The following is a 12,651-nucleotide window of genomic DNA, read 5'->3' as shown; positions in this document are numbered from 1 at the left end:
AGACGTTCCTGAGTAGCGGCACAATAATGGCACCTTGCCAATGCTGTTTCCGCTATCAGAGAAAACCTTCCATGGGTGCCTGGCTTAGCAATATCTCGCTGAAATACAAATTCTGGGCGGTCAACGCGGTCGCCTTCATCACCACCCTGCTGCTGGTGCTGTATGCCGTGCAGTTGGAGCAACAGGCGCGCACCCAAGCGTCCCAGGCTTCGGCGCAGGCGCAAGGACGCTTGCTCAGCGCCTGGCCTGCCGATAAGCCGCTGCCTTCCGGCGAGTCATGGCTGACGTTTACCGACGATCAAATCCCACAGGATCTGTCAGCCTTGAAAGGCGCCAGCGGCTGGGTCGAACTGAAACACGAACCGTTGTTCGGCGAAAATCCGCTGACAGGCGCTGAAGTGATCAACCGCGCCAATGGCCAACACATAGCCATTTTGGCGTATGCACCCAGCCTGAGTCAGGTGCTGGGCGAACGCTTCACCCGCTACGCGGCGGCCGTGGCGATTCTGATGCTGGCCATGCTCGGCGCCTCGCAACTGTTGATCCGCTTCCTGCTCAGCCAGCTCAACACCCTCAAGGACATCATGTTGCACGTGGAGAAAACCGGCGACCTGTCGGCCCGTGTGCCGCTGGCGTGCAAGGACGAAGTCGGGCAGATGGCCAGTGCCTTTAACGCCATGCAGGCGGGCTATCAACGGGTGGTGAACACCGTCGCGCAGACTGCTCGGCAACTGGACGAAGGCGCCGCGCAACTGGCCAGCAGCATGAATGAAGTGCAGCAAGGCATGCTCGGTCAGCAAAGCGAAACCGACCAGGCCGCCACCGCGATCAATGAAATGACGGCCACCGTTCACCATATCGCCCAGCACGCCGGCGCCACTCGCGACCTCTCGCAGACTGCCGACACCCTGGCCGGCAGCGGCCAGGCCGTGGTCACCCGCGTGCAGCATTCGATTGCAGGGCTGTCCACCGGCGTACAACAGACCGCCGAAATGATCCAGAAACTTGCCGAAGACAGTCACAAGATCAACAGCGTGGTCGGCGTCATTCACAGCATCGCCGAACAAACCAACCTGCTGGCGCTGAATGCCGCCATCGAAGCCGCCCGCGCCGGAGAAATGGGCCGTGGCTTTGCCGTGGTCGCCGACGAAGTGCGCAACCTGGCCAAACGCGTGCAAAGCTCCACGGACGAAATCACCCGCATGGTATCAGCCCTGCAAGCCGGCACCCGCGACGCGGTGGACTTCATGCAGGAAAGCTCGTTCAAGGCCGACGACTGCGTACAGCAAGCCCAGGAAGCCGGTGCCGCACTGGCCGACATCACCCGCGCCGTGGCGCAGATGCGCGAGAGCAACACCCAGATCGCCGTCGCCGCCGAGCAGCAAAGCCACGTCGCCGAAGAAATGAACCGTGCAGTGGTGAGCATTCGCGATGTGACCGAAAACACCGTAAGGCAGACGGTGGGTTCGGCCACGACCAGCAGTGAGCTGGCGACGCTGGCGGGAGAGCTGAGCATGGCGATTGGGCAACTGAAGCTGTAGGGCTGCTCACCCCGTAATCCGGTTCCTACAACCGGGCCTCAGTTACCTTGAAGCTTTGGCGAAATTTCCTAGCTACCCCCGCGAATAAGGCCGACTTCTTTTATCTTTCAACCTCTGCAAAGTCCTTCGCCTGATCACACAGTGCGAGGGATTGCAGATGGAGTTGCTGGCTAAGGCCCCCGGTTGCGGGGCTGCTTCATGATTCCGGTCATTGCCAAGCTGGTGCTGATGCCAATGGATGCCAAGGCACCGGACGTCGAAAGCGTTTTTCGTGATTTTCGCGATTGCCTGAACACCTTCGACGCATGGGCCGAGAGCTTCTGGAGCGGCTCGGCGCTGGAGCTTGAACAGATCTTCAAGGTCGGCGACGACATCACGCTGAGTGCACCGCTGTCTTCGCGTACGCCAAGCGCTGTTGTCGCGACCTGCCCCGCCCAGGGTTCGCTGACCCTGGTGCATCTGTTCGAAAGCACTCGCTTCGTGCCCATCGGCGATACGCCGGTGATGGTGCAGGCCATCGCCCCGGATGGCAGCGCTGTGGGCGCCCCGCTCCATCGCACGATAGATGCCAGCGGCAGGCTTGAAATCCCGGAATGCATCCTCCTCAGCGTCGAAGACGGTCACTGGGCGCTGGCGTACGAATACGATCGACAAAACCGCCTGACCGCCCACGCCATCACTCAACAGGAAAACCGCTACTACCGCCGCCAATACGATTACGACAAATCCGGCAACCTCGCTCGCATTCTCGATACGCGCAAAGGCGAACACTACTACGCCTACGACCCGCTCCACCGCCTGACCCGCGCCGATCACTCGCAGGACTTACAGGCCACCGCAGCTACCTCTACGAACCCGACAGCTTCCGGCCATTGGCCCTGCTGGAAGGTTTCGGCCCCAACGCCACCCAGCCCTATCACTACCAACTCGACCACCTCGGCACGCCACAGGAACTCACCGCCGCAGACGGCGAAATTGTCTGGTCCGCCCACTACCGCGCCTACGGCCACATCAGCCGCCTCGACGTAGGAAAAGTCGACAACCCGCTGCGCTTTCAAGGCCAATACTTCGATCAGGAAAGCGGCCTGCACTACAACCGCCATCGCTACTACAATCCGGATATTGGGCGCTATCTGACGCCGGACCCGGTGAAGCTGGCGGGCGGGATCAATGCGTACCAGTATGTGCCCAATCCTACGGGTTGGGTCGATCCACTGGGGCTGAACACTTGTCCTGGTGAAGACGACTGTAAGCCAAAGCTAGACGCTAATGATCCAATTAAGGCAGTGCGAGTTGATGAAGGTGATACCGAGTTACCAAAAACAGGAGGCGCACAGCGAGCAGCTCGATATTCTGCGAACTGGCAAACAGCGGATCTAAACGAAAATGTAATCAAATTCGCCGGTTCCGACTCAATAGTAACCACTACGAGCAAAGGCAAAAAGATATACAAAAACCCTGAAAGTGGTATTGAAGTAGTTGAGGACTTGAATGGAGCCTACTTTAGGATCTACGATCCGTCATTATCAGGTTCGAGGCGCTACCTGAGTTTGGCGGGGAAAGTACCAAACAACAAAATCTCCCCTTCAGGAAAGCAAATGGGCAGGACACAAGCTGAGTACAATGAGGTCACACACTTTAAAAAAGGAAGAGAGCAGTGAAATTAATTTGTACCCCACTTTCTAAAAAAGCGATGTCTCTACTAGACGTTGATGCCTGCCCATCAACCCTGTTGGAACGTTTACTCCTTACAAACTCTGAATATCTGCAACTGGAAAAATCGGGACTATTCAACATTATCAACACATCTCTTATAAAAAACATTGACGATTATGAAGATGAATATATCGTCGCTCACAAGGAGCTCGAACAAATGCTTAAAATACTAAAAAAGCATTCTTTACCCGAAAACCCTAAACTCCTGGAAAAACTAATCAGCATTAATGAATTAGCACTAGATAAGGAAACGGGAGTTTTTTTCTACTTCTAAGGAAATTCTGAAAACGACTTTCTAATTTGGCAAAATCTCCGGATACCAGTTGCCGAGCTTTTCGATGATGAAACAGATGACCTTCGCCGACGCCGAATACGCCGGCAAGCGCAAGGAGCCTCGTAAGGAATTGTTCCTGATCGAGATGAATCAGGCGGTGCCCTGGAAGGGTTTGATTGCCCTGATTGAGCCCTATTATCCAAAAGGCGAAGGTGGCCGTCCGGCCTACCCACTGATGGCGATGCTGCGTGTTCATCTGATGCAGAACTGGTTCGGCTACAGCGATCCGGCGATGGAAGAAGCGCTGTATGAGACGACCATCCTGCGTCAGTTTTCAGGCCTGAGCCTGGAGCGCATTTCAGACGAAACCACCATTCTCAACTTCCGTCGTCTGCAGGAAAAGCACGAGTTGGCGATCGGGATTCTCAGCGTAATTAATGGTTATCTGGGCGACCGTGGCTTGTCGTTGCGTCAAGGCACTATCGTCGATGCCACGCTGATTCATGAGCCCAGTTCGACCAAGAACAAAGATGGCAAACGCGACCCTGAGATGCATCAAACCAAGAAAGGTAACCAGTACTATTTCGGCGCCAAAGCTCATATCGGCGCCGACGACGAGTCAGGCCTGGTGCACAGCTTCGAGGTCACAGCGGCCAATGTGGCAGACGTCACGCATTTGCTGGCTAAAGCCCAAGTTGCTGGGCTATTCAAGGGTAAAAATGAAATATTGGAACGAACTGGACAACACTATTTTTATGACCAATAAAATGAAATTCTGGAATGATTTCGAAAGAAGTATTTTTTTAATCAAGTATTCTCTACGTCGATCCCGATAGGAAAAATAACCCTTTTTTCCTTCAACATAGACAATAACAGAGCCCATATAGATATGGAGTTTGATATACCTGAACTACCAGACAGACCGCCTGAAAAATGGATTGCAGAAGGATTCAACACTTGCCGAATAGGCCTTAGCTGTGGCGAAATTACTGACCTCATCATAAAAAACTTACCCACATTGGATACGCTTAACATGTCAGTACACAAGCACGAAAACTTCTTTTCCGTAAGCGCGGAATCTACAGGATCATTAATTGAATTTAGAACTAAATATCCTGCTCTTAGCGGGCCATCCGTATACATGAATGATCCAGACTCAGCTTGCTATTGAACAAGGTTATCCATTCTGAGTGACCGATGGCAACCTTACGTTCCTGGTACACATGAACGACCATGACTGCGTCATTTGGGCCTGAAGACAGCTTACTCATGTCGTCTATGACCCCCATAGCCAACCCCAATTCGCCGCGCCCGCCCTGCCCCACCTAAACTCTGCCCATGTTGTTTAAACGGACAGAGGATTTACCATCATGGGCAAACGTCATCCTGATTTCCCCGCCTGGCAATGGCGCAACGACCCGCAAAACCAGCAACATGCCACTCACCAGGCGCTGCAGTTGATCGCTGTGCCGCTGTTTATCACCGGCTTTCTGCTGATCGCTTCGGGTGTGTTCAGCACCAGCCTGGCCAGTGTTGCCGTAGGCGTCGTCGGGATCCTGGCGGGCTTGGGGTTGCAACGTCGCTGAGGGTCAGGCGAACACGGTCACCGTCTGGCGGCTGATGGCGATCAGTGCGCCGTTCGGGCTCCAAAAGGCGGCGGCGGTGTGGCCGTAGCCGTCGCGGGCATGTTCGATGGTGACGTGGTACTGGCACCAGTCGAGGGTGGTGAGGTCCTGCAGGGGTTGAATGAACTCGATGGTCCAGGTGAGTGAACTGCCCGGTGCCGGTTTGCTCAGGTGCGGGAGCAAGGCCGGCGGCCAGGCGTCGACCAGTGCGAGGATATGCGCTTCGGTCAGGGGCTCCTCTTTCACGTCGCCACGCAAACGAATCCAGCCGCCCATGGTGCGGGATTTCTGACCGCTGAACGGCAGGCCGCCCACGGTCCAGCGCATCGACATGTGCCGCATGAACTCGGGGGTGACGCCCTTGATGTAGGGTAAGTCCTCGACTTCATCCCAATGTTTGAACACCGGTGCCGGTTCGCTGGCCACGTCGATTTCCGATACGCGGGAAGCGCCGAAACTGGCCTGCACCAAGGTCGCGACGTCGCCGTTCTGCACCACGCGACCGAGCAATTGGCTGACGGCCTTGCCTTCGCGCAACACTTCAACCTGATAGCTGGCCGACACATCCGGTGCCACCGGCCCCACAAAAGTGATCGCCAGGGAGCGCAACGGCCGTCCGGCCGGCACCTGGGCAATCATCGCTTCATACAGCAGCGCGGCAACCAGGCCGCCGAAGCTGGCGCGGCCCTGACCCCACTCGGCGGGGATGGTGACATCCAGCGGGTTGCGACGAACTGCGTCGATTAAATCACTAAAGCGCATGGCAGCCTCATATCAGGAAAATCGATCGACGCATCTTAACCATCACGCCTTTACGGTACAGCGCCTGTTCCCGCCAAAAACCGGACCTGCAGACGCGGGCGAAACGCGGTTCAGAAACAATCGGCGCGCAGTTTATCCAGCACGCGATCAGCCTGCGCCTCGGCCTTTGTCATGGTGGTATGCCAGACCGGCACGCAGGGAAGCAGGTCAACCTGCTGTTCGGCCTGGGCCAGCCACTGCCAGCAATCATGCCAATCACCCAGGGCGCCCTGGGCTTTTTTCAGACGCGATAAGGCATTCGCCGGTAGCTTGTCCAACTCGGGGTAAGCCTCGGCCGCATAACGCACGCGCTTGATCAACAGCCGCAGGCGGTGGCGATCGTGGCTCGGATCGTTCAGCGCATCGCCGAGCTTGCGCCACTGCCTGGCCAGGCGCTTCTCGATAAGCGAACGCAGGCCCTTGAGCAATTTCTGACGCTGGGCGGCACGAATAAACCGTGGGAATGCATCGAGAATCTGCAGCAGGTGCGCGAGCTCCTGGCTCTGCGCCACCTGACGATAGGCGTCCGGCTGCAGACGCAGCCGACGCTCTGCAGCCGCTTGATACCCTTGCTGATGCAAATACGCCGCCAGCACCTCGCGGTCGCGTAGCGGCGTGGTCAAGCGGCCCACCGTGCCGGCCGCCAGTTCAAGCTGCTCGACACCCGGCAATTCACGCAACGGGCGCAACAGACTGCGCAGGCGGCGCACGGTGGTGCGCAGGTCGTGCAGGGCTTCATCGTCGGTGACGGCGGCAAGGCGAGCCTGGCAGCTCAGCAACCCTACTTCCAGGCCTATGACCTGGGCGACTAACTGATCAACCAACGCTGGCATCCTGTCCTCCCTTTTCGATGAAAACCCTGTTTAACCGATCAACGTCCGGCGCGCGACTCACGAATATAGAACCGCGCTTTTTCGGCTTTATTGGAGCAGCCCTCGAACGCTTCGAATTGCTGCTGGGTCTTGGCGCCCGTCAACAGCGACAAAGCCTTGGAGTAACTGACAGTGCCGGCAAAACCTTCGGCCTTGGCCAGGTCCAGCTCTTTCCAGGCGGCATCCAATTGCGACCCGCAGCTGTCGCGGTAAGCGGTTTTACCAGCGCAACCGGCCAGGGCCAACAGGATCACGGGCACACACATCCAGGCTTTCATCAATGACACCTCAAAATAAGAAAAACAGTCGTACGCTGTAGACGGTGCCTACGAAGAAAAGTGCCTTGTAGGACGGCCTGTAACGTGAAGCGCTGATTGCCAAAGCATACCCTAGCCCCGTCGCTATTCTGGAGAACTATTGTGAAGCAGCCGCGACGATTGAAGCGGCCCCCTCAATGGGTGCATTGTGGTCACCTGTTTTGTGTAGGACAGGGACTATGAAGAAACGTGTTGCCTTGGTGTTGGGGTCCGGCGGGGCCCGGGGTTACGCCCATATCGGTGTGATCGAGGAAATCGAACGACGCGGCTATGACATCGCCTGTATCGCCGGTTGTTCCATGGGCGCGGTAGTGGGCGGGATCTACGCCGCCGGCAAGCTGAACGACTATCGCAACTGGATCGAAAGCCTCGACTACCTCGATGTGCTGCGCCTGGTGGACGTGAGCTTTCGCCTGGGGGCGATTCGTGGCGAGAAAGTGTTCGGGCAGATTCGCAAGATCGTCGGCGAGATCAATATCGAAGACCTGCGCATCCCCTACACCGCCGTCGCCACCGACCTGACCAACCAGCAGGAAATCTGGTTCCAGGAAGGCTGCCTGCACCAGGCCATGCGCGCCTCGGCGGCAATCCCCAGCCTGTTTACCCCGGTGATGCAGGGCAACCGCATGCTGGTGGACGGCGGCCTGCTCAACCCGTTGCCGATCGTGCCGGTGGTGTCGAGCCATTGCGACCTGATCATCGCGGTCAACCTCAACGCCACCAACCAGAAGCACTACCATTTGCCGGTGATCCAGCGCCCGCCGGCGTTCAAGAGCCGCTTCAACAGCCTGGCCAAATCGCTCGGTTCGCACTTGCCGTTTCGCCGCAAGCAGGCCGAGCAGTTGATGAAACTCGAGCAGGAAGCCCTGCAGGCCCATGCGGCGGAAATCAACCCGTGGCTGGAGTCGGCCGAGCCCGAATCCCAGCAGCCCGCCGCCGCGCCGGAAAAACCCGGCGCACCGAAGTCGGCCACCGGCTCGTTCATTATCGATAACGTCGGGCCGGCGTCGCTGCTGGACTTGATCAACCAGAGTTTCGAGGTAATGCAAACATCGCTGGCGCAGTACAAGATCGCCGGGTACCCGCCCGATGTGCTGATCAACGTGCCCAAGCGGGTGTGTCGGTTTTTCGAGTTTTACAAGGCGCCGGAGTTGATCGCGCTGGGGCGGGAGATTGCCAGCGATACGTTGGATCGGTATGAGAGTGAACAGGGTTGAGAGTGGCGGCTTGCCCGCGAAGAGGCCAGCCCAGATACAACGGCACTCAGTTGCTTAGCAACCGATACCCCACCCCCGGCTCCGTCAGGATAAATCGCGGCTGGGTCGGGTCATCCGCCAGTTTCTGCCGCAGGTGCCCCACCACGATACGCAGATAGTGGCTGTCCTCGGTATGGGTCGGGCCCCAGATGTCCTTGAGCAGTTGCTGCTGGGTGATCACCCGCCCCGGATGGCGCGCCAGTTGCGCCAGCACCGCGTACTCCTTGCGGGTCAACGCCACTTCGGCGCCGTCGAGCAATACCCGGCGATAGGCCAGGTCCACGGTGAGCGGGCCGAAGCGCAACGCGGCCTCCTGAGCCTCGCCCGCCGGCGCCTGACGCAACAACGCGCGGATACGGGCAAGGAATTCCTGGATGCCGAACGGTTTGGTCACATAGTCGTTGGCGCCACCGTCCAGGGCTTCGACTTTCTGCCCTTCGCTGGCGCGGACCGACAGCACCAGCACCGGCACCGTGGACCATTCGCGAAACTCGCGCAGCACCTGTTGGCCGTCCATGTCCGGCAGGCCGAGGTCGAGCACCAGCAAGTCCGGCTTGTTCAGCGCCGCCTGGGCCAGGCCCTCGGTGCCGGTGCCGGCCTCAATCACTTTGTAGCCCTGGGAAGCCAGGCTGATGCGCAGAAACTTGCGGATCTGCGGCTCGTCATCAATGACCAAAATCGTCGCGGTCTGGCTCATGGTGTCCAATCATAAATCGTCGAGAACACAGGGTATCTCACGCCTCACGCTCCAGGCCAGGCTGGGCCGGCAGAGGCAGAAACAAGGTGATGCAGGTACCGCGTCCGTCGATGCCATCGGCCACGCGGATATGCCCGCCGTGCGCGCCAACCATACCCTGACAGATCGCCAGACCGAGGCCCGTGCCCTGCCCGCCCCGATCACCGCGGGCAGCGGTATAGAACATGTCGAAAATCTTCGCGCGTTCATCTTCGGGAATCCCCGGCCCCTCATCAGCCACGGCGAAAAACAGCTGATCGTCCGCGACGCCGGCGCTCAACTGCAAGCGGCCTTGAACCGGTGAAAAGCGCGCGGCGTTTTCCAGCACGTTGACCAGCGCCTGTTCGATCAGCGCCGCGTGCACATACAGCAACGGCAGCTCCGCTGGCACCTCGGTGATCACCTGCAACGGCGCCAGCACCGCGCGCAGACGGCCGAGGGCGCTACCGGCGATATCGCCGGGCGACACCCAGTCGCGCGCCAGCTTGAGTGCGCCGTGACCCAGTCGGGTCATGTCGAGCAGGTTCTGGATATAGCGGTCCAGGCGCTCGGCTTCATCGCGGGTGCCTTCCAGCAGTTCGCGGCGATCGTCCAGGGGAATCGCTTCGCCGAGCGCCAGCAGGCTGTCGATGCTGCCGCGCATTGAGGTCAACGGCGTGCGCAAGTCGTGGGACACCGAGGCGAGCAAGGCGCTGCGCAGTTGTTCGGTTTCGCCATGCAACCGCGCGGATTCGAGTTCCTGCGCCAACTGCGCGCGGGCCAGGGCCTGCGCCAGCGGTTGGCTCAAGGCCGTGAGCAGGCGTCGACGCTGGCCGCTCAGCTCAAGGCCCGGCTTGGCACTCACGCCGAGCAAGCCCAACGGACCTTCTTCGCCCGACAACGGCCACCACCACCAGCGCCCAAACGGCAAGGTGCCAGTGCCCCGGCCTGCCGGCTGGTCATGTTGCCAGGCCCAGTCGGCGGCGGCGCGCTCGGCTTCGGTGAACGTCAGCGGGCCACCTGTTTCGACCGTCCAGCCGCCCTGCCCGTCGCGGTTGACCAGACACAGATCGAGGTCGCTCCAACCCTGCAGGTGCAGGGTCGCCGCGCTGATCACCGCCTGGCGATCGGTGGCGGCGGTCAGCTTGCGGGACAGGTCCAGCAGTTCGCTGGTTTCTTCCTGGGTATCGCGCAGCGCCTGCAATTGCTGGCGCTGCCGCGCGGCCAGGTTGCCGGTGAGCGCGGCCATCAACAGAAAGAACAACAGCGTCAGCACGTCTTCTTCGCGCTGGATGGCGAAAGAGAAATTCGGCGGAATAAACAGAAAGTCGTAAGCCATGAAGGAGAGCGCGGCACACACCAGCGACGGCCCAAGGCTGCTGCGCACCGCCACCAGCAACACCGCGGCAAGAAACACCAGCGAGATGTTCGGCAACGGCATCACGCTGGACACCCCCCAGGCCACGGCGGCCGCCACCAAAGTGGCCACCACTGCCAGGGCGTAATCGAACCAGCGCAGCCCCATCACCTGCGGCAAGCGCGGCGGCGCGGGCAACTCGTCGCTGTCGAGCACGTTGATTTCCAGCCCCCGCGCCTGGCGCAACAGGCGTGCGGCCAGCCCACCCCCCAGCAGCCGGCGGCGCCAGCGCATCCGCGACTGCCCCACCAGCAGCAGGCTGGCTCGACGTTCGGCGGCGTGCTGGATCAACGTCCTGGCCACCTCGCCGGCGCGCAACAACACCACTTCGCCGCCCAGGCGCTCGGCCAGTTGCTGCGCGTTTTGCAGACGCAGGCGCGACTGCTCATCGCGCGCCCGGCCGTTATCGATATGCACCAGGCTCCACGGCAAATGCCGGCGCTGGGCCACGCGACTAGCATGGCGCACCAGACGTTCGGCCTGCGCGTCGCCGTCCACGCCCACCAGCAAGCGGCCACGCACCGCCGGTGCGGCCTGGCCGAGTTGGCGATAGCCCTGGGCCAGGTCATCGTCGACATGGGCGGCGGCGGTTTGCATCGCCAACTCGCGCAGGGCCATCAGGTTGGTCTGGGTAAAAAACGCATCGATGGCGGCGCGGGCCTGCTCCGGCACATAGACCTTGCCATCGCGCAGGCGCTCGAGCAACTCACGGGACGGCAGGTCGATCAGCAGCAGTTCGTCGGCTTCCTGCAGCACCCAGTCCGGCAGGGTTTCACGCACCTGCACGCCGGTGATACCGCGCACTTGATCATTAAGGCTTTCCAGGTGCTGGACGTTGACTGTGGTGAACACGTCGATACCGGCCGCGAGCAACTCCTGAATATCCTGCCAGCGTTTTTCATGACGGCTGCCGGGCGCATTGCTGTGGGCCAGTTCATCCACCAGCACCAACGCGGGCCGGGCCGCGAGCAAGCCGTCGAGGTCCATTTCTTCGAGCATCACGCCGCGGTATTCGCTGCGCAGCAACGGTTGTTGCGGCAGGCCGCCGAGCAAGGCCTCGGTCTCGGCGCGGCCATGGGTTTCGACCACCCCGGCGATCAGTCGCACGCCTTGGCGCAGTTGGCTATGGGCGGCCTGGAGCATGGCGTAGGTCTTGCCCACACCGGGCGCGGCGCCGAGAAAAACTTTCAGTCGGCCACGGCCATCCCGGGGCAGATCGGCTAACAGGGCGTCGGCGCGGCCGGAGTCGCTCATGCTTCAGGGTTCCTTCAGGTGTTTATGGAGGGGCTTTTACGGCCTTATCGCGGGAAGCCCTAATGCCGTTCAGTTAAGCGCAGATTCCCTGTGGCGAGCAGGCTTGTCCTGCGTTGGGCGGCGCAGCAGCCCCAAAGCCAGGCGCTGAGCCGTATCAGGTACACCGCGTTTTGCTCGATTGGGGGCGCTTCGCACCCCAACGCGGGGCAAGCCCGCTCGCCACAATAAGCCCACACATTTTCCTTAACTGAACGGCATTAGGGCTTGCCCGCGATCACGGCGGCGCTGCCTACAACTTTTCCAGGGCCATGTTCAGGGCCAGGACGTTCACCACCGGCGGGCCCACCAACGGGCTTTCGATGTGTTCATCCAGCAAGCGCTGCAGGGTCGCCACCGGCACATTTCGCGCCGCGGCCACCCGCGCCAGTTGATAGGCAATCGCCGGCGGTGGCAAGTGCGGATCCAGGCCGCTGCCGGAGGTGGTCAACGAGGCCAGCGGCACCGGGCCCTGGCCTGGCACCTGCTGCTTGGTCGCGTCGTCGAACACGCGCGTCGCCAGCGCCGGGTTGCTTGGGCCCAGGTTACTGGCGCTGCTGGATACCGTGGCGAAAGCCCCGGCCGAAGGCCGTGGGTGGAACCAGCCATCGCCGGTAAAGTCCTGGGCGATCAGGCTGGAGCCGCGCACCTTGCCGCTGGCATCGCGCACCAGACTGCCGTTGGCCTGGGCGGGGAACGCCACCTGAGCCACACCGGTGACCACCAGCGGATAGGCGACGCCGGTGATCAGGGTCATCAGCACCAACAGGCTCAAAGCCGGGCGGATCATGTTAGTCATGGTCAAATCCTCATTAAGTCGGGAAGGC

10 protein-coding genes and 3 pseudogenes are annotated in these 12,651 nt (G+C 60.3%); 7 read left to right on the top strand and 6 right to left on the bottom strand.

The window, feature by feature from the left end; genetic code table 11:
* Positions 1-71 precede the first annotated feature (71 nt).
* The 6 genes and pseudogenes from RHM60_RS24325 to RHM60_RS24300 form a co-directional block, all read left to right on the top strand.
* Complete coding sequence (locus tag RHM60_RS24325) at positions 72-1,541, top strand: methyl-accepting chemotaxis protein (protein WP_322213045.1); 1,470 nt, start codon at positions 72-74, stop codon at positions 1,539-1,541.
* A gap of 612 nt (positions 1,542-2,153) precedes the next feature.
* Positions 2,154-3,202: pseudogene (locus RHM60_RS24320) on the top strand (RHS repeat domain-containing protein); the annotation flags it as partial.
* Positions 3,199-3,531, top strand: a complete 333-nt coding sequence (locus RHM60_RS24315) for a hypothetical protein (RefSeq protein WP_057009643.1) — start codon at positions 3,199-3,201, stop codon at positions 3,529-3,531. The pseudogene RHM60_RS24320 and the gene RHM60_RS24315, both read left to right, overlap by 4 nt.
* A 67-nt stretch (positions 3,532-3,598) precedes the next feature.
* A pseudogene (locus RHM60_RS24310) lies at positions 3,599-4,210 on the top strand (IS5 family transposase); the annotation flags it as partial.
* Positions 4,211-4,357: 147 nt separating this feature from the next.
* Positions 4,358-4,702, top strand: coding sequence for an Imm50 family immunity protein (locus RHM60_RS24305; RefSeq protein ID WP_322214666.1), 345 nt, complete (start codon positions 4,358-4,360; stop codon positions 4,700-4,702).
* A 199-nt stretch (positions 4,703-4,901) separates the two neighbouring features.
* Positions 4,902-5,111: pseudogene (locus RHM60_RS24300) on the top strand (terminase); the annotation flags it as partial.
* Between the two features lie 9 nt (positions 5,112-5,120).
* Here the strand turns inward: RHM60_RS24300 and RHM60_RS24295 are convergent.
* The 3 genes from RHM60_RS24295 to RHM60_RS24285 all read right to left on the bottom strand — a co-directional run bounded on the left by RHM60_RS24295 (position 5,121) and on the right by RHM60_RS24285 (position 7,107).
* Positions 5,121-5,918 (bottom strand): acyl-CoA thioesterase, encoded by a 798-nt coding sequence (locus RHM60_RS24295; RefSeq protein WP_209980434.1) that lies wholly within the window; start codon positions 5,916-5,918, stop codon positions 5,121-5,123.
* A 110-nt stretch (positions 5,919-6,028) separates the two neighbouring features.
* Positions 6,029-6,790: a CHAD domain-containing protein gene (locus RHM60_RS24290; RefSeq protein ID WP_209980432.1), complete on the bottom strand. Its 762-nt coding sequence runs from the start codon at positions 6,788-6,790 to the stop codon at positions 6,029-6,031.
* 38 nt (positions 6,791-6,828) lie between these two features.
* Entirely contained in the window at positions 6,829-7,107 is a 279-nt protein-coding gene (locus RHM60_RS24285; protein WP_003238638.1) for a hypothetical protein, read from the bottom strand.
* Positions 7,108-7,325: 218 nt separating this feature from the next.
* Between RHM60_RS24285 and RHM60_RS24280 the strand changes: the two genes are divergently transcribed.
* Positions 7,326-8,363: a patatin-like phospholipase family protein gene (locus tag RHM60_RS24280; RefSeq protein WP_322213041.1), complete on the top strand. Its 1,038-nt coding sequence runs from the start codon at positions 7,326-7,328 to the stop codon at positions 8,361-8,363.
* 46 nt (positions 8,364-8,409) lie between these two features.
* Here the strand turns inward: RHM60_RS24280 and RHM60_RS24275 are convergent, their stop codons facing one another.
* From RHM60_RS24275 to kdpC, 3 genes are all read right to left on the bottom strand, one after another.
* Positions 8,410-9,099: a response regulator gene (locus RHM60_RS24275; protein ID WP_322213039.1), complete on the bottom strand. Its 690-nt coding sequence runs from the start codon at positions 9,097-9,099 to the stop codon at positions 8,410-8,412.
* A gap of 37 nt (positions 9,100-9,136) precedes the next feature.
* Positions 9,137-11,788 (bottom strand): sensor histidine kinase KdpD, encoded by a 2,652-nt coding sequence (locus tag RHM60_RS24270; RefSeq protein ID WP_322213038.1) that lies wholly within the window; start codon positions 11,786-11,788, stop codon positions 9,137-9,139.
* 289 nt (positions 11,789-12,077) lie between these two features.
* The gene (gene kdpC, locus RHM60_RS24265) at positions 12,078-12,623 is read right to left on the bottom strand and encodes a potassium-transporting ATPase subunit KdpC (protein ID WP_057009635.1); all 546 of its coding nucleotides are present in this window, start codon (positions 12,621-12,623) and stop codon (positions 12,078-12,080) included.
* Positions 12,624-12,651: the final 28 nt, after the last annotated feature.

Origin of the sequence: Pseudomonas sp. MH9.3, assembly GCF_034354675.1 — a bacterium.
In the GTDB taxonomy this organism is placed as follows: Bacteria; Pseudomonadota; Gammaproteobacteria; order Pseudomonadales; family Pseudomonadaceae; genus Aquipseudomonas.
Note: the sequence above shows the minus strand (reverse complement) of the source record. Positions and strands in the feature narration are given on the sequence as shown.